The following is an 18,017-nucleotide window of genomic DNA, read 5'->3' on the forward strand; positions in this document are numbered from 1 at the left end:
TCACATCGACAATAACCACGGCATTTATACCGGCATATTCATTAATTCTTTGTAGGCTTGAACCATTTTATTGCGCACTTGCACCGTTGCTTCAAACGCCACACTGGATTTATTACGCGCAATCATTACATCCGATAACGACACACTACGATCACCTTGATCAAAACGAGTCGCTAAATCACTGGATTGACTTTGAAGGGTATTTACTGACTTAATGGCATCGTTAAGTAAATTGCTAAAATCAGCACTGACTTGTTGGCCTGTTGGCGGACGAATCGTGTTTTGTGCTTCTAAACGCATGGTCTGCATTTCAGTCGCTAATCCATTAACTTTCATTGCATAATCTCACAGGGTTATTTACCGCTACCACTAAGCAGCGGCTAAAAGATCAATCGGTTTACGCAGGTAACTGAATTCCTGCATCGCGCATTTTAGCTAACTTATACCGTAACGTTCGTGGGCTAATCCCTAACTTATCTGCCATATGTTTACGGTTACCTTGGCAAGCAACTAAAGTATCAAGGATGATGGTGAACTCTTGTCCACGTAATTCATTGCCTAAACTCTCGGTCGCGGTAGCTGGTGATATAACGGTTTCCGCAACAGTGTTAGCTGCAGTAGTACAATCAGCCATCTGCAACCAATCAAGTCCTTCTATCAGAATATGTTGCTCATTTATCATAAGGTTATCGTGAATGATTAACGCGCGTTGAATCACGTTATCAAGCTCACGAACATTTCCTGGCCATGAATATTGTAATAATTTGTGCTGCGCACAGTCGCTCAGCGTTGGCACGGCAAGCCCTTGTTGGCTGGCATGACGCTGGAGAAATAATTGCGCCAATGGCAAAATATCGCCGCTGCGTTCAGCTAATGCTGGCCAAGTGATTGGAAAAACATTTAAGCGGTAATATAAATCTTCACGAAAATGGCCAGCGGTAACATGGCTTTTTAAATCCCGATTACTGGTCGCTATAATGCGCACATTTAATTTAATACTTTTACGGCCACCTAAGCGTTCAACTTCACGCTCTTGTAATACTCGCAATAATTTAGCTTGCAAGTTGATGTCCATTTCACTGATTTCATCCAGTAAAATAGTGCCATTTTGCGCTTGTTCAAATTTTCCTGAACATGCCTGCACTGCGCCAGTAAACGCACCTTTTTCATAGCCAAATAACATCGCTTCCAGCATATTCTCAGGAATGGCAGCACAGTTAATTGCCACAAAAGGGCCATCATTGCGTAATGAATGCTGATGAATATAGCGTGAGAGCACTTCTTTACCTGAACCACTGGGGCCTAATACCATCACACTGGCATCGGTTTTCGCGACTTTTTCTGCCATCGCCAATAAATGCAAACTTTTAGGATCAGCCACGACGGTATCGGTCAAATGGCGTTTAACTGGCGCATAGCGCGCGACCATATTAAGCAATACTTGCGGTGCAAACGGCTTCGACATGTAATCAATCGCCCCTTCTTTCATGGCAGCAACCGCATCTTCAATATTGGCGTATGCTGTCATCAATAGCACCGGCATTTTGGGCCATTGCAACTTGATGCTGCGTAACAAAGCTAAGCCGTCCATTCCCGCCATTTGGACATCAGACACCACAATATCAATCGGCTCTGATTTCAGTAGCACTAATGCCTGCTCTGCGCTTTCCGCTTCTAGCCATTGATAACCCGCTAATGCCAGAGTATCGACTAACGCTTCACGCAAACCGGTGTCATCTTCGACGATTAATACTCGTGTTTGAGTCATGTTGTACTCTCCATAGTAAACTTGAATCGTTATGCTGCTTGTAGTGATGCAGCGAGTGGGAGTAGCAAGGTAAAGGTTGCCCCATGCCCAAGCTGTGACTGTAATTGCAACTGGCCTTTATGCGCAGCGACGACCATTTGCACCACGGCTAAACCTAATCCAGTGCCTTGTTGACGGGTGGTGTAAAAAGGCTCTAACACTTTTTGATGATCTTCCACCGCAATACCAGGGCCATTATCGCTAACACTGAGCAATAACATTTGCCCTTGTTGCTGGCAACGCACCGCAACTCGGCAGCCTTTACCTGACATTTGAATCGCATTGGTGATCAAATTTCCCACCGCACTGGCTAACGCATTTTCATTACCTAACAGCAGTAATGTCTCATCATCACAATCAATACTAAAGTCAACATCCTCACTCATTAGCTGAGTTTCAATAAGGGTTTCTAAACGGTTGAGTAAACTTTCGACAGTAAACTCACTCACCACTTTATTATCGCCACCTTTAGCAAATAGCAGCATGTCATTAACTTGTTTTTCAAGGTCGTAGAGGCGATCAACCAATTTCGTTTGAAAGCGGTTACGTGTGATTGCTGTTAACCCTGATGACGCTAGGTTTTCTGCATATAATAATGCGCTGGCAAGCGGTGTTCGAACTTGATGCGCCAATGACGCCACCATTCGCCCTAATGATGATAACCGCTGCATTTCACTTAAGCGTGACTGTAACTGCCGAGTTTCGGTTAGATCAGTGATCACAATAAGTTGTCCTGCCGCAGACGCTGAAATGGCAAGCTTGACTTTACGGCCACTACGCAATGAAACCTCATGACCATCATCATCTTGAGGAGCGAAACTACGCTGAATAATCTCTCCCCAGCGTTGGCCTATTAATGGCTCACCTAACAACCGCAATGCTTCTTGATTGGCTTCAGTGATCAGCCCTTTTTCATCCAACAAAATCACCGCAACAGGCATCACTTGTAATACTTGCCGATAACGCTCAACTTGTTGGTTCAACGCCAATACTGCTACCGATGAGTCACTCATAATTACCCTAAAACAAACACCACCCTACAACTAAATGCAAGTTACATACCACTATTAATTGCTATTTATCAACAGCTTAACAAAAACATCACATTCAAAATAGTGTCACTTTTATGACACTCGTCGCCATGTAATCACAGTGATTAATATTGTTTAGCCATAGTGATGAATTTATGCTCACAGCCACTGGTAAAATATCGTTGCTAGCTATATTTTGTGACTAGCTTTGACACAGCTCGGTGTATAAAACACATAAAAAAAACCACCGCCAAATTACTGGCGGTGGCTTTTTCCGAATTGTTTGACAACCATCGTTAGTATCAATTAGCTGTCTTTAGATAATCCGTATTTACGCATTTTTTCAACCAAGGTAGTACGTCGCATTCCTAACATATCTGCGGCACGCGCGACCACATTTGACTGAGCATCCAATGCTTGACGGATCATTTCGACCTCTAACTCAGCTAGCATTTCTTTAAGGTTTAGCCCCTCTGGTGGTAAATCATTACCTAAAGATGTGGCTTCTGTCTCTTCTGCTGCGAACATATCAGCTAATGCCTGCTGCTCTTGTTCTTCAATCGAAGTGGTATTTAACTCCGGTACAAAATCAGGTAAATGACCATAACGGTATTTCACCGGTAAATGGTTCACATCCACCATTTCGCCTGGATAAAGAATCGTTAATCGTTCAACAAGATTAGCAAGTTCACGAATATTTCCCGGCCAATCATGCAGCATTAATGATGCAATTGCGCGCGGGGTAAAATGAATTCGTTTCGCGCCTTCAGCTTCCATACGCGTTAGCAACTCTTGCAATAATAACGGAATATCTTCAATTCGATCCCGCAGCGCTGGCATATCAATTGGGAATACATTTAAGCGGTAGTATAAATCTTCGCGGAAGCTTCTATCAGCGATCATTTTATCCAGATCACGATGGGTTGCTGCCACAATACGAACATTGGCTTTAATGGTTTGAGTGCCACCCACCCGTTCAAAACTACGCTCTTGTAACACCCGTAATAATTTAACCTGCATCGACATTGGCATATCACCAATCTCGTCTAAGAATAAAGTGCCACCTTCAGCCAATTCAAATCGCCCTTTACGGGTTGAAATTGCGCCAGTAAAGGCACCTTTTTCATGACCAAATAATTCACTTTCAAGTAAATCTGCAGGAATGGCACCACAGTTAACCGGCACAAATGGGCCTTTGCCACGCTCTGAGTGATAGTGCACATTACGCGCAACCACCTCTTTACCAGTACCTGATTCACCTAAAATCAACACACTGGCATCACAAGCTGCTACTTGTTCAACCAACCGACGAATATCACTGATGGCTTCACTGCGACCGACCATACTTCTAAACAGCATGTTCTTACGCCCTAAAGACGGCACTTGATGAGTACGTTTGCCTAAATATTCTTGGCAATGACGAAAGGCATCAGCTAATTGGTTGTAATGTAACGGGAGTTTTAGATCACCAATATAATTAGGTAACTCAACCAATGCTTCATGATGATTTGCTAAAGCAACCACAGGGATCTGTGGGTACATTTTAAGCATATTGATAATACTATTTAAGCGCTTAGCATTGATGATCGTACCTAATAAGCAAACACTCCATGGCTGCTCCCATAATGACACGGTAAGATCTTGTGATGATAGCGCACTATGATGCTCACCCATAAAATTAAGGATGACACCTAAATCATGACGTTGCTGTGAATCGTCATCAATAACAAGCGTATTTACTAAACCGAGCATAAAATGGATATTGCCTTTATATGAGGACATTTTGACGGAAGATTCAATATAATAAAGAGAACAACAATCAAGAAGATAGTAGCTACATTGTAATTAATGTGCACCATAAGGCAAGATTTGACATATAAAAGCTGTGATACCAATACAAATTACAATGCAATTGAGACGCTTTTATTCCATTTTTAGCTTAAAAACCATAAAAATACTGCTTATCGGCAACCAAATTTGTGGTTGCCGACAATCAATAACGGTTAATTTGTTTCAGTAAGGTAGTGATATTGGGTTGGAATTTGATCCCATGCTGATTTTATTTCACGTAACATACCGATCACATCATCAATGGGCTGAGTGACGTTTTCTGCATTGGCACGTGAAATTTCGCTGCCCATAAACTCATACAATGCATCAAGGTTTTTCGCGATGTCACCGCCATCTTCCATTGATAAGCAATCACGCAGACTTAATACAATATCTAATGCTTTAGCTAACCGCTCACACTTAACCGCGATATTGCCCTGTTCCATCGCGGCTTTGCCCTGAATAAGGCGTTCGATTGCCCCTGCGTATAACATTTGAATGATACGGTGTGGGGATGCGCTGGCGAGTTGTGCATTTACTGAAACTTGCTTATATGCCTGAAGAGAACCACGCATGTTATTATCCTTTAAATAGCTGGAACATTATTGCTAGCGTTAACGCTAATGGTTATTGTCCGTGTTGTTGAATATTGCTGTAGAGCGATAATGATTTTTGACTTTTTTTCGAGCGTACTAACTGCGCGCCAATACGATCTTTATGCTGTTGTAATAACCCCTTCATCGCTTGCGTACGTGCTACCACATCATCAAATACTGGTCGTGATAAATCTGGCTGTTTAAGCACTAACTCCACTTGTTGATGGCGCAACGCAACTAAGTTTTCTAATTGCTGCGGAAAATCATCAGGGTACTCTTCCGCCAACAATAACTGCTCGATTTGGTGCTCAAGCTGAGTTAGAGCTTCTAATGTAATTACTTGTTGCATTGGTTATCCTTACTCAAACGACATCATCAAACTCATCATGCTACTGAGTTGATTGTTCATCTGACCGATGGCTTCATCCATCGCTAAAAACTGTTTATAGGTACGATCTTCATAAGCGACCATGCGTTTATTAAGCTCTGCCATGTCGTCGTCTAATGATTTTTGGCGCTCTTTTAAGGTCTCTTCTTTAACAGATAGAGAACCATCGGTTTTATCGGTAAAACTGTCTAATAGCTTATCGGCTTTAGCCAAAAAACCGCTGTCTTCTTGTGCAAAGAACTGACCGATAACGGCAAAGTTTTCACTGATAATATCATCGAGTTTATCGCTGTCTTCTTCAAGCTCGAGGGTGCCGTCACGCTGAATCGAAATACCGAAATCAGACATTTGATATAGCTTGCCGTTAATTTCAATTGGCTCATTAAGCAAGTTACGCATTTGGGTGGTTACTGAGCGGGTTAAGCTATCACCGTTCAATGCTCCGGCACGATTAGGATCATCCGGCTCTTTATCTGCATCAAATCCGGTTAGCTTATCAATGGTGCCCATTAAACTGTTATAACTATCAACAAACGATTTCAGTGAATCTTTAGTGCTTTTCTCGTCACTTTCAATGGTGATCTTAACTGATTTAACATCGACATCATCAGTTTCAGGGTTATCGGTACCTGATGTACCCGTGAGTTTTTTAAGATCTAACGTCACCCCTTCAATAACATCTTCAAAGGTGTTGTTGCTGCTCGTCACAGTAGTGAAGTTATCGATTTTAATACGTGCATCTTGCGCTGCCTGCATCTCATCAACTTTTCTTTCTGCTTCTGGCATATCAGCGCTATAAGCCAACGATGCTAATTGCCCCGTCATCGCTGAAGTATCAATTTCAATGGTATTTTCAACACCGGTTTCAGTGGTGGAAAAGACAATTTTAGAGCCGCCTTCTTCGCCAGTATTAATCACGGTTGCAGTTAGACCGGGGTTATCTTCAGCGTTATTAATCGCATCCACAATCGACGATAAATCATCGTTGTCTTCAGTAATGTTTAAGGTCATCGATTTATCACCGACCTTAATTACCATTTCACCACTACCGAGTGAGGCTTCAGGATCGCCGCTAAATAATTCTTTACCCATTAATTTATGTGATTGCGCCATTTGCTCAACATTAATGGTGTAAGAGCCATTTTTTGCCTTTGCCGTCGCTTTTACCGCAACGTAATCACTGTTATCAGACGTTGCTTTTTGACCATTAAAGGCTTCATCTTTACCAAACTTTTCTAGCATTGACTGCATGCTACTGATCGATGATTTGACCTGACCATAAGCACTGAGAGAGACATTAACTTGTTTTTGTTGTGTTTCAATACGATCTGCTTTTGGTTTACGTTCAGCGGCAACTAATTGTTGCGTCATGCCTGCAATATCTAGCCCTGATGCCATTCCGGCAGCACTTAACCCCATAGTTATGTCCTCTACACTGTTTTACTGATAGAGCCCAAAGCATGCTTGGCTAAATTTTTGTTTAACTCTAGCAATTCTTGTGCCGGAACTTGGCGAATAACTTCACCACTGGTTTTATCAACAATGGTGGCTATCTGCTCACCGGTTTCCTCATCTTGATGGAAACGCAAACTGCGGTTAACTTGCTGTAATACTTGTTCAATCTGCTTAATGCGTTCTTGCTCTGCAATAGGATCAGGCGTAAATGAATTAAGCGGATTGTCATCAAGAGGGTGATTAACATCATCAACATCCGTTAATGCGGTTATCAGTGGCAATGGCTTGCCGCTAGGTTGTAACTCACTATAAGTTGGATCAGATATAGACTGATTCGCAGTATTGGCCGTCGCTGAAGCCGTACTATTTAATGATGTCTGTAGCGCGGTATGTAGCCCTGTTGCAGCAGTAGTAGAAGTGATCGCCATAGCCAGTTCCTTGAGCATATTTGTTAGCGATTAAAATACAATAATGCCCTGCTGAACGTATCAGCAGGGCATTAATTTAAGGGCGAATTAACCTAGTAGGCTAAGTGCCGCTTGTGGAATCTGTTTTGCTTGCGCAAGAATTGAAGTACCTGCTTGCTGTAGGATCTGACCTTTGGTCATGTTGATGGTTTCAGAGGCGAAATCAACGTCTTTGATACGGCTGTTAGACGCATTTACGTTTTCGTTGATGTTAGCCAAGTTACTCATGGTATGCGTCATACGGTTTTGGAAGGCACCAATTTCCGCACGCTTCTCATCCACTTGCTCCATTGCTGAGTCAAGTACATCGATAGCGTTTTGAGCACCTTCTTGAGTTGATAGATCTAGGCTTGCAACTGAGTCAGTTGATGTTCCCGCTTTTTGGCTCATCTCTGTACCACCAATAGAAACAGCACCTTCAATATCTTCGTCAAGCTTTGCCGATATTAAACTAAATGTAAAATCGCCTTTTATTGCATCTGTTTTTTCAGCAGCAATAACGGCACCATCTTTAGCTTCATCAGCACCAGTTAGCACCATCGTCTTATCGTCTGCATACGTCACTTTATCAGCAGCTGCATCATAGGCTGTAACCTTTTGTGTTTTAGCAACAAAGGTACCATCGGCGGCTGCACCTGCATCAGTAACACCTTCAACCCCCTTAACAGACATAGTTATAGGAGAACCATCTTTACCTGTAATAGCAATACTTACAGTATCTGTAGCACTTGTAGCAGCTGAGCCATCTGCTTTTAGTGCAACTGCCTCAAATGTACCGTCACTTTCATCATTCAAAGTGGCTGCTAATTTAAACAAGTCTTGACCATCTTTTGCTGCGGCTTTTGTAGTCGTTGATAAATCAATTTCTTGACCATTTACAGTCAGTGTACCTTGTGCAGCGTTTGATGCTGTAATAAGTGTTCGAGCTTGCACTTCAGGTTGTTTATCATCCGCTTGAGTGACGTTAACACCACTTAAACCGTCAATATTATTGATTTTTTCTTGTAAGTCATCAGCTGACATATCATGACCTAAACTAATAGACTGTGACTGTCCTCCTACGTTAATAGTTACACTACCATCTTCAGCTCTAGTCCCCGCAACAGCCGTTGCGCTAATTGTCCCTGCAGAGTCAAAGCTCTTATACGTTTGACCTAAAGCGTGTGAAGATACATCCATCAAACCCAACTCTTGAGTTTCATTTGAGTTAGCACCAATTTGGAAAGATTTTGAACCAAATGAACCATCAAGAAGGTTTTGACCACCGAAACTGGTGGTATCAGCGATACGGTTCATTTCGCTTTGCAATTCACCCATTTCTTTCTGCATTGCTTCACGGTCTTTATCTGAGTTGGAACCGTTAGCAGATTGAAGAGCTAGCTCACGCATACGCTCCATGATGGTAGTTGATTCTGACATCGCGCCTTCAGCCGTTTGTGCCATTGAAACACCATCATTAGCGTTACGCATGGCGACGTTTAGACCATTGGTTTGGTTGGTCAAACGGTTTGAAATTTGCAGACCTGCTGCATCGTCTTTTGCAGAGTTAATACGCAGACCAGATGATAGTTTTTGCATGCTGTCGGCAACACTGCTGCTTGCACTGTTTAGGTTACGCTGGGCAGTCATTGCTGTTACGTTAGTATTAATTGTAATAGCCATAAAGGTGACACTCCTTGATATGATCTTTCCCAGACGTGGTGCCGGGTTAAAAAGAGATTTAATTAACTTAGTGCTAAAGTTAACGGCACCTTTTGGCGAAGCTTTAGGATTATTTTTATAATTTTGTATATGAATTTAACAATTGATAAATAGGGGGAATAGTTGGTGAGTGGCGAGTGGCGAGTGGCGAGTGGCGAGTGGCGAGTGGCGAGTGGCGAGTGGCGAGTGGCGAGTGGCGAGCAATATCCTCAACTTATAGTCAAGTATCAAAAATAAATTTGAAGATCGATTGACTGAATACTTGTAACCCAGAGCAATTACACAGAATTATTTACAGGGTCTGCCTCTCTTCTGCTTTTACTCGAAACTCGCCCCTGCTCTCCCCTAAAACCCCTAAATATAATTAAACAATGACAATTGCTTGGTTTGCCCAAACGCTTGCTGCGAGGCTTGCAGCGCCATCATTTGTTGATTCATATCCATAATGGCTTTGCTGTAATCAAGATCTTCTAAGCCACTTTGAGCCTGATTTAGGGTTAATTCAAAATCCAGATGTTGTTCTAACTGGCGATCGACCTGCTGCATAATAGTGCCGACTTCTGAACGCTGCTGGTTCATGTGCACAAAGCCACTGTCGAGATCATCAATCACTCGCTGTAAGTTTGCTTCTGCCGCAGGCGATGAGGTTGGACGCTCTGCGTTATCAATCGCACTCTGAATAGAATCAAAAATATTGATGGTTTGGGCGGGCTTTAGCGTAATGCTATCGCCACTGCTGATGCCATCAAATTGCAGATTAAGGGTAGCACTATCGGCAACCGCAGGATCTTTATAACTGATCCCCTGCTGAGGATCATAACTCGCATCAGTAACAACCGCTTTACCGCCGATGTTAAGGCTGTATTGCATTTCTTTGGTGGTATTACCGTCATTATCGACCACATCGACTTCATTAAAACTTACTTCAATCGTTTCAGCACTCGCAAAATCACTGGTCGTCGCTGAAAGTAAATGCAATTTAGAGCCATCGGTTAAGCCATCCGTTGTGGCAGTTTTATCGCTAAATACAGGTCGAAAATCACCGTAACTATTAGGTATATCAGTAAATAGCTGATCGCCAGGCAAGCTGGTTTTTACGTTAACCGATTTATCAATTTGCGCATAACGCGACTGGTTATCACCGTGATAGTTCATGCTGCCATCAGTGGCTTCCATAAACGGTTTAGTATCAGATTGATTGCCTGCAAACACATAATTACCGGCTTCATCACGGCTATTGGCTAATTCTAGTAAGCCATCACGCAGACTAATTAATTCATCTTTAAATGCGGTGCGGTCATTACTAGCCATCGCACCATTGATCATTCCCAGCACTTTTTGTTTGGTTGCGCCAAGGTTATCTTCAACCCCAGCTATCGCGGTTTCCATGGTTTGCAGACGATTATTGGCAAGGGTGATGGCACTATTATATTGATCGATTTGAGTCAGCTGTTGACGGTAGTTTTGAATCGTCACTGATGACACCGGATCATCGCCGGCGGTTTCGACCCGTTTGCCGCTAGATAATTGACCGTTAGTTTGATTAAGCTCGCCTTGCTTACGCATTAAGTTGGAGGTCAGGTTTTGGTATTGGCTGGCGGTTGAGACGCGATTGATCATGACAACTCCTGGTTATACTGCGCGCATTAAGGTATCAAAGGTTTCTTTTGCCACCGACATAATTCGTGATGACGCCATGTACGATTGTTGAAACTTCATTAGATTAGCGGCTTCTTCATCAAGGTTAACCCCAGATAAATTCGATACTCGCTCTGAGGCGGAATCAAAATCAAGCTGATTTACTTCGGTTAATTTATCGGCATTTTTTTTAAGCATGCCAATATCTGTCGCTAAGCCTTCAAAAACATCAATCACACTGGATTTACCATTCGCCATGGTCTTTTGATGCTGAACTTGCTGCATCGCTAAAAAGTTACCGTTGCCGCCTTGGGCGTTTTGCGCGCCAAGTTCAATCTCAAAACTATCATTGGCAGCAGCATTGGCTGATATTGTCATTACTGGCATTGATGTAGTTGCGCTGGTTTTAAAGGCAATGATAGCGCCATCAGCAGCAGAATAACGATTATCAACCAGCTCAACATTGGTATTAGTTTTTAAATCAGTAACCGTAACTTGATCGCCCGCGGCATTTAACTGTAACTGATAGCGCCCAGCGGCGTTATCAGGCACAGCAGTCGCTTTAGTAATCGTTGCCGAGCCTGTGTTTGACTCTGCGGCAATCGCGGTTAACTGGCGGTGACCAGCAAGCCCGCGCGGATCGGTCATTGCCAGTGAAATATCCGCAGCACCACGACGTAAAGGTTGAATAATGGTCATTTCAGTCTCGCCAGCCGTTAACGTTGGCGGTTGATTAATAGTGATTTCTAAACCATCAACCTTAGCAACAAACTTGCCGTCAGCATCAGCTTCCAATTGGGTTTTATTACCTTGCTGATCAATCAAGGTATGGCTGCTCGCATCACTGACTAATTGATAATCACCTAATTTCAGCTGGTTAATATCATCAATTTTAACGCTTATATCACTGCTGCTACCAAAGGGTTTAAGCGCCCGTTGTGACATCGCCTTGGCACTATTAATATCGTTAAATAATGCCTGCCCTTGCTGACCATTAAGATCAACGCCCTGCTGTTGCAAATCATTCATTTGGGACCCAAAACCAATTGCCATTTGTCCGAGTTGATCCAAACTTTTATCAATCACATCATCACGCACCGTTAGCATCGCCCCTAGGCTGCCGCCAATAGTATCGCTCTTAATCGGTTTGCTATTATTGCCATTGATTAACGCTATTTGTTTATTGGCAACATCAGGATCGCCATCGACGAGTTGCAACTGCGATGCACTCACGCCAGAAACTAAAGTATCACCGCTGCCAATAATAACCGTATTGGCTAAGCTGCCTTTATCCGCTAACACTGTCACTTGCGTATATTTGGCTAATTCGTTGATCAGCGTTCGTTGTTGATCAAACAAATCGTTACTGCCATCACTAGTTGATTGTTGTTGCAGGCTGGTATTAACGGCGGCAAGTTCTTGCCCTAGCGCATTGACGCGTTCAAGTGAGACCTCAAGTTGCTGATTAACATCAGTACGAATATTGGTGAGGGTTTCGTGGGCATTATTAAGATTAACCGCCGCTTGATTGGCATGTTCTAGCACCGTTTGACGGCTACCTAGATCGCTTGGGTTATCCGCTAATGAACGCACCGAGTGATAAAAATCATTAATACTGTTAACGCTATTAACCGCGCTTTTAGAGGTGAAGTCATCTAACATCGCTAAATGCTGTTGTTTAACGTTCGCTTCTTCAAGCTGAGTGGTAGACAGCGTCAGTTCGCGGGCTGCAAATTGATCATAGGCACGACTGACGTTATCAATATAAGCGCCAGTACCATAGTAATTATTACCATTCCAATGTGCATTATCTGCTTTTTGCTCAACAACTTGACGGCTATATCCAGGCGTGTTGACATTGGTAATGTTATGACTTGCCACATCCAATTGTTTTTGAGATGTGCGTAAGCCACTCACCCCAATTTGCATCAAATCTACCGCCATTGCCCACTGCCCTCACTGAAAATTAAACCATTACCGTCAATGTATTGCGATAACGCTGTAACTAATAAGCAAGAACTGAACCACTTTTAAATAAATAACGCACTGACATCGATGTTTAAATAAATACTGTTAATTGGCATTTATTTACTTATACTTTTGCCAAAGCTGCCGATACAGATCAACACTTAACAAAACTAACGTCATAACAAAGGATCGCGCTAATGAATGTTTTACTTTCTGGATTAATTGGTTACGCGATAAAAGAAGTGGTGGTGCCGCTGATTACTGACAGTAACGATGATCAGCAACAATCAAAACAAGTGTCTGATAAGGAAGTCGAAGGGGCATTATTTGAGAGTAACGATCTGATTAAAATGGTCTCAAGCTTAGTTGATATTGTGGTATAAGATTGTTGTTGCTTTCATTGTTCACAACTCCCTCGATACACCAGCTTTTTAGTTACTTTATTCTTTGATCGCCCTGATCATCCTGATCACAATAAGCTCTGCACTTTTTTCATTACCGCTAACACTTTGTTGCTGTAATTAGGATCAGTGGCGTAGCCTGCTTGATGAATTTCACGAATAAATTGTTGCGGCTGAGTGCTGTGCGTCAGTGCTTTTGAATAGCGCGGATTATGCTGTAAGAAATTAACAAAATCATCAAAACTGTGCTGATAAGAATCATAAGCACGAAATGCGGCTTGTTCTTGAACGGCAATACCATCATGAAATTCTAATGTTTTAGTGGCAACCTTTTGCCCCTGCCAGCGTGGATCGGCTTTAATATTAAATAAATTATTGCTTGAACCAAGCGCATTATTGATCACTTTTTTACCCCAGCCAGTTTCTAATGCTGCTTGAGCAATTAATAACGCAGGATCGGTACCTAATGCACGTGCCGCTTGCTGCGCATAAGGTTTCATGTGATCAACAAATTCCGCTGCCGAGGCAAAACTTGTCGGTTTAGCGACCGCAGCAGGCAGCGCTTCAACCGGATTAACCGCGCTTGATTTTACCGCAATAGGCGCTGGTGCTAATGGTGCTGGTGCGGCTAACGGTGATGTTGTGGCAGTCGCTGTGGCTAAAGCTAAAGCCGGCGCATCGGCATTAATTGGCCGAATCGTAAATGGCTGCGGTTGCTGCTGAGGTCGAAGTTCGGTTGTCGGCTGGTGTTGACTCAAATCTTGTTGCTCGCCACCGAGCTGTTTAACGATCATATCCGCCAGCCCTAAGCTACCAGTGGTACTAAGCTGCGAAGAGAGTTGTTCATCGTGCATTTGCTGGTAAAACTTACCGTTATTGCTACTCATTAAATCAGATTCAAAGGCGCTATTGGCTTCACGCATCGATTTAAATAACATCTGCGTAAAAATAGATTCAAACTGGGTTGCCGCTTCGCGCAAAGAGCCTTGTTTATCATTATTAATTCCTGCACGTAAGCGATCAAGATTACTTAAGTCATGAATAAAACCCGGCTCTATTTGCTTCATTGCGGCTCCCTTTATAGTAATGATGCACTAACTGATTAGATAATGATTAACTGACCTTCAATCGCACCAGCTTGCTTTAACGCTTGTAAAATCGCCATTAAATCTGATGGCGCTGCGCCGACTTGATTGACCGCTCGTACTAATTCATCCAAGGTCACTCCCGGCTCAAATTTGAACATGCGTGCATCGGATTCATTAACGGTTATTTGTGAATTAGGCACGACCACGGTTTCACCACCAGCAAAGGCATTGGGCTGACTCACTTGCGCATTTTCTTTAATGGATACCGTCATGCCACCATGAGTAATTGCTGCTGGACGTAACTTAACATGCTGGCCGATAACAATAGTGCCAGTGCGTGAGTTAACAATGATTTTTGCCGAGCCTTCAGCGGGATCAAACTCTAAATTTTCAACCGTTGATAAAAAAGCCACTCGCTGACTAACATCACGCGGCGCACGGACACGAATCGAGGTTGCATCCACAGCTGATGCCATTTGTGGACCTAAAAACTGATTAATCGCATCAGACATTCGTTGCGCGGTAGTAAAATCAGATTCGTACAAGTTAAAGGTTAAATAATCGCCACGCCCAAACGGGTTTGATACTTCTTGTTCAACCATCGCACCATTGGTGATTCGCCCCACTGTTGGAGTATTACCCACCACTTTAGAGCCATCAGCACCTTCAGCACTAAAGCCTCCGACCACTAAACTGCCTTGAGCAATCGCATACACTTTACCGTCAAGACCTTTAAGAAACGTTTGTAATAATGTGCCGCCACGTAAACTTTTGGCAGAGCCAATCGAAGACACAGTAATATCAATCGTCTGACCTTGCTTGGTAAACGCAGGCAAAGTCGCATTCACCGCAACGGCGGCGACATTTTTGGTTTTCGGTTTAGTGCCAACAGGCAATTGAATACCAAAGTTTTGCAACATCGCATTAAAAGTTTGCTCGGTAAACGGGGTGGTTTCACCTGTGCCGGGTAAGCCGACCACTAATCCATAACCGACTAATTGGTTACTACGCACGCCTGCAACGGCGGCGACATCTTTGATCCGTGCTGCTTGCACAGTGGTGGTAAATAAAGCCAAGGCTAGCATACATATTGACGAAATTTTCAAGCGATTCTCCGCTGCGAATTAAGGTGAGGCTTAGAAAGCGACATTAAAAAAGCGTGACAGCCAATTTTGCTGCTGAATGTCTTGTCTATCACCAGTGCCTGAATATTGAATCCGTGCATTAGAAATACGGGTCGAGGCGATAGTATTATCTTGATCTATGTCATCGGGACGAATATTGCCGCTAACACGAATATATTCTTCACCAGTATTGAGCATTAGCCACTTTTCACCCCGAATCACCAAGTTTCCATTACTGAGCACATCGACCACTTCAACCGAGATCGAGCCTTTAATACTGTTACTTTGATCGGCAGAGGTTGAACCGGCAAAAGAGTTATTATTCGCCATCTCATAAGACAAAGTGTAATCATGCAAAGTGACAGGCTTACCACCAAGATCAATCGGCTTCATATTAAGATCGGTTTTTTTATCGAGATCAGAGCTGGCGCTTTTCTTAGCCGCGGTTTTCTCTTCCAGCAAAATTGTCACAATATCACCAATTCCACGCGGCTTAGTGTCATCATATAAATCTTGCGCCTGAGCTTGATTAAATAACGATCCGGTTGCAGTAGCATAGTGCTCTGGTTTAGGTTGTGGTCGTACTGGGTTCCACGCCGGATCGTTCATTTGTGCATCTTCACGGCCACGCAAGCGCTCAATCAAGCTTTTTGACTGCGGTTGCTTACCTTCAACAGCATCAACATTGGTGGTGGCTTTTTCGATATCACTGCCAACCGTATCAGGGGTCGACATACAACCACTTAATCCACAAATCAGCGCAATAATGCTCCAACGCCAATAACGATTTTGGTGTGTTTTCACCGCAAGTTCCTTACCAATCGAGTTATAATTGCTGATTAACGTAACTTAGCATTTGGTCAACAGTTGAGATCACTTTTGAGTTCATTTCATAAACCCGTTGTGCTTCAATCATGTTCACTAACTCTTCGGTCACATTAACATTGGAGGTTTCAAGCATCGATTGACGAATAGAACCAAAACCTTCTAAACCCGGCGTGCCTTCTTGGGGATCGCCACTCGCCCCCGTTGGTAAGAATAAGTTTTGCCCGATCGGCTCCATACCCGCGGGATTAATAAAATCAGCGGTGGTTATTTGCCCCAGAACTTCGTTTTCCTGTTGATCTCGAATACGTGCTGAGACTTCACCATCAGTACCAACAGTAATACCTACTGCATTATCAGGTACCACAATTTCAGGCTGCACTGGGTAGCCACTGCCACTGGTGACTAAAATACCTTGATCATTAATGGTAAATTGACCATTACGGGTATAACCAATATTGCCATCAGGCAGTAATACTTGGAAAAAACCGTCGCCTTCGATCATCATATCCATAGCATTATTGGTGGTTTGAGTATTACCTTGAGTAAATACTTTTTGGGTTGCGACTACTTTTGAGCCCGCACCCAACATTAAGCCGCTTGGCAGAGTGGTATCTTGAGTTGATTTACCGCCAGGCTGATTAATGTTTTGGTAGAATAAATCTTCAAAAACCGCGCGACTTTTCTTAAAACCAACCGTTGAGGCGTTAGCTAAGTTATTTGAAATGGTTGAGATATTGGTTTGTTGGGCATCTAAACCCGTTTTACTGACCCATAATGCTGGATGCATGCTGCTCGTCCTTTAGTAATTAGCTGATACGCATCAGTGAAGAAGAAGACTTATCCATTTCTTCGGCTGATTTCATTAACTTCACTTGCATTTCAAAGTGACGCTGTAAATCAATCATGCTGGTCATTTCAGCGACGGCATTAACATTACTGCCTTCAAGCATGCCTTTGGCTAAATTGACGCTAGCATCGGCATCTAAAGGATCACGATTACCAATCACTTTAAATAAGCCATCAGTATCTTTAAATAAACTGCGATTATCAGGCTTTACAAGTTTAATGCGATCAACCGTCACCATGGTATCTGGCGGCGCGCCTTTGGGTAATACCGCCACAGTGCCGTCTTTACTTATTTCAATTTTATTGATCGGTAGAGGAATAAAAATAGGACTGTCGTTACGTCCCAGTACCAACTGACCATTGCTGTTTTGCAGCATGCCCATTTGATCAACTTTCAAATGCCCAGCACGAGTATAGCCTTCTTGACCATTGGCATCTTGAACAGCTAACCAGCCATCACCTTGAATAGCCACATCAAGATCACGCCCAGTATTGATCACTGAACCTTGCGCAAAATCATTACCAGTACGCTCAGCCATGGTAAACACGCGGCTTGGTACGCCTTCACCAAACACCTGCATACTACGTGCTTGTTGTAAGTCAGCCCGAAAGCCCGTTGTACTGACGTTAGCAAGGTTATTGGCATGGACTCGCATACCTTGCATATCTTGTTTTGCCCCGCTCATGGCGAGAAACAGCGCCCGATCCATTTTTTTGACACTCCTCTGTTCAATAGCGGATTTAAAGCAAAAATTACGCCAAGATATAAATAAAAAATAGCAACGATCAGAAACTGAGAGCTGAACATACAAAAACGCCACCGATAGCGGTGGCGTTGAGCAATTAATA

Annotated in this window: 17 protein-coding genes; 1 reads left to right on the forward strand and 16 read right to left on the reverse strand. The window is 43.1% G+C overall.

What is annotated here, in order from left to right; all coding sequences use genetic code 11:
• Positions 1-24: 24 nt before the first annotated feature.
• From fliE to flgK, 11 genes are all read right to left on the reverse strand, one after another.
• On the reverse strand, positions 25-336 hold the full coding sequence (gene fliE / locus PMAL9190_RS04520) for a flagellar hook-basal body complex protein FliE (protein WP_087844094.1): 312 nt from the start codon (positions 334-336) through the stop codon (positions 25-27).
• A 61-nt stretch (positions 337-397) separates the two neighbouring features.
• Positions 398-1,768 (reverse strand): sigma-54-dependent transcriptional regulator, encoded by a 1,371-nt coding sequence (locus PMAL9190_RS04525; RefSeq protein WP_087844095.1) that lies wholly within the window; start codon positions 1,766-1,768, stop codon positions 398-400.
• Positions 1,769-1,797: 29 nt separating this feature from the next.
• Positions 1,798-2,820, reverse strand: a complete 1,023-nt coding sequence (locus PMAL9190_RS04530) for a sensor histidine kinase (protein ID WP_065177264.1) — start codon at positions 2,818-2,820, stop codon at positions 1,798-1,800.
• A 324-nt stretch (positions 2,821-3,144) separates the two neighbouring features.
• Positions 3,145-4,590, reverse strand: coding sequence for a sigma-54 dependent transcriptional regulator (locus PMAL9190_RS04535; RefSeq protein WP_087844096.1), 1,446 nt, complete (start codon positions 4,588-4,590; stop codon positions 3,145-3,147).
• A 251-nt stretch (positions 4,591-4,841) separates the two neighbouring features.
• Complete coding sequence (gene fliS / locus PMAL9190_RS04540; protein WP_065166468.1) at positions 4,842-5,243, reverse strand: flagellar export chaperone FliS; 402 nt, start codon at positions 5,241-5,243, stop codon at positions 4,842-4,844.
• A 52-nt stretch (positions 5,244-5,295) separates the two neighbouring features.
• A complete protein-coding gene (locus PMAL9190_RS04545; protein ID WP_087844097.1) occupies positions 5,296-5,613 on the reverse strand; it encodes a flagellar biosynthesis protein FliS in 318 nt (105 codons plus the stop codon).
• Between the two features lie 9 nt (positions 5,614-5,622).
• The gene (gene fliD / locus PMAL9190_RS04550; RefSeq protein ID WP_087844098.1) at positions 5,623-7,071 is read right to left on the reverse strand and encodes a flagellar filament capping protein FliD; all 1,449 of its coding nucleotides are present in this window, start codon (positions 7,069-7,071) and stop codon (positions 5,623-5,625) included.
• Positions 7,072-7,082: 11 nt separating this feature from the next.
• Positions 7,083-7,535 carry a flagellar protein FlaG gene (locus tag PMAL9190_RS04555; protein WP_235004275.1) on the reverse strand — a complete coding sequence of 151 codons (453 nt, stop codon included), beginning with the start codon at positions 7,533-7,535 and terminating at the stop codon, positions 7,083-7,085.
• 87 nt (positions 7,536-7,622) lie between these two features.
• On the reverse strand, positions 7,623-9,236 hold the full coding sequence (locus PMAL9190_RS20520) for a flagellin (RefSeq protein ID WP_087844099.1): 1,614 nt from the start codon (positions 9,234-9,236) through the stop codon (positions 7,623-7,625).
• Positions 9,237-9,629: 393 nt separating this feature from the next.
• The gene (gene flgL / locus PMAL9190_RS04565; RefSeq protein ID WP_087844100.1) at positions 9,630-10,895 is read right to left on the reverse strand and encodes a flagellar hook-associated protein FlgL; all 1,266 of its coding nucleotides are present in this window, start codon (positions 10,893-10,895) and stop codon (positions 9,630-9,632) included.
• Positions 10,896-10,907: 12 nt separating this feature from the next.
• The gene (gene flgK / locus PMAL9190_RS04570; RefSeq protein ID WP_087844101.1) at positions 10,908-12,857 is read right to left on the reverse strand and encodes a flagellar hook-associated protein FlgK; all 1,950 of its coding nucleotides are present in this window, start codon (positions 12,855-12,857) and stop codon (positions 10,908-10,910) included.
• Positions 12,858-13,078: 221 nt separating this feature from the next.
• Between flgK and PMAL9190_RS04575 the strand changes: the two genes are divergently transcribed.
• Positions 13,079-13,264 (forward strand): flagellar hook protein, encoded by a 186-nt coding sequence (locus PMAL9190_RS04575; RefSeq protein WP_065166474.1) that lies wholly within the window; start codon positions 13,079-13,081, stop codon positions 13,262-13,264.
• Positions 13,265-13,350: 86 nt separating this feature from the next.
• Here the strand turns inward: PMAL9190_RS04575 and flgJ are convergent, their stop codons facing one another.
• The 5 genes from flgJ to flgF form a co-directional block, all read right to left on the reverse strand.
• Positions 13,351-14,349: a flagellar assembly peptidoglycan hydrolase FlgJ gene (flgJ, locus tag PMAL9190_RS04580; RefSeq protein WP_087844102.1), complete on the reverse strand. Its 999-nt coding sequence runs from the start codon at positions 14,347-14,349 to the stop codon at positions 13,351-13,353.
• 35 nt (positions 14,350-14,384) lie between these two features.
• Positions 14,385-15,455, reverse strand: coding sequence for a flagellar basal body P-ring protein FlgI (locus tag PMAL9190_RS04585; protein WP_370738372.1), 1,071 nt, complete (start codon positions 15,453-15,455; stop codon positions 14,385-14,387).
• 51 nt (positions 15,456-15,506) lie between these two features.
• Positions 15,507-16,229 (reverse strand): flagellar basal body L-ring protein FlgH, encoded by a 723-nt coding sequence (locus PMAL9190_RS04590; RefSeq protein ID WP_065166575.1) that lies wholly within the window; start codon positions 16,227-16,229, stop codon positions 15,507-15,509.
• Between the two features lie 91 nt (positions 16,230-16,320).
• Positions 16,321-17,109 carry a flagellar basal-body rod protein FlgG gene (flgG, locus tag PMAL9190_RS04595; RefSeq protein ID WP_087844103.1) on the reverse strand — a complete coding sequence of 263 codons (789 nt, stop codon included), beginning with the start codon at positions 17,107-17,109 and terminating at the stop codon, positions 16,321-16,323.
• Positions 17,110-17,128: 19 nt separating this feature from the next.
• On the reverse strand, positions 17,129-17,878 hold the full coding sequence (flgF, locus tag PMAL9190_RS04600; protein ID WP_060997099.1) for a flagellar basal-body rod protein FlgF: 750 nt from the start codon (positions 17,876-17,878) through the stop codon (positions 17,129-17,131).
• Positions 17,879-18,017 lie beyond the last annotated feature (139 nt).

The organism is Photobacterium malacitanum (genome assembly GCF_900185615.1).
GTDB lineage: Bacteria > Pseudomonadota > Gammaproteobacteria > Enterobacterales > Vibrionaceae > Photobacterium > Photobacterium malacitanum.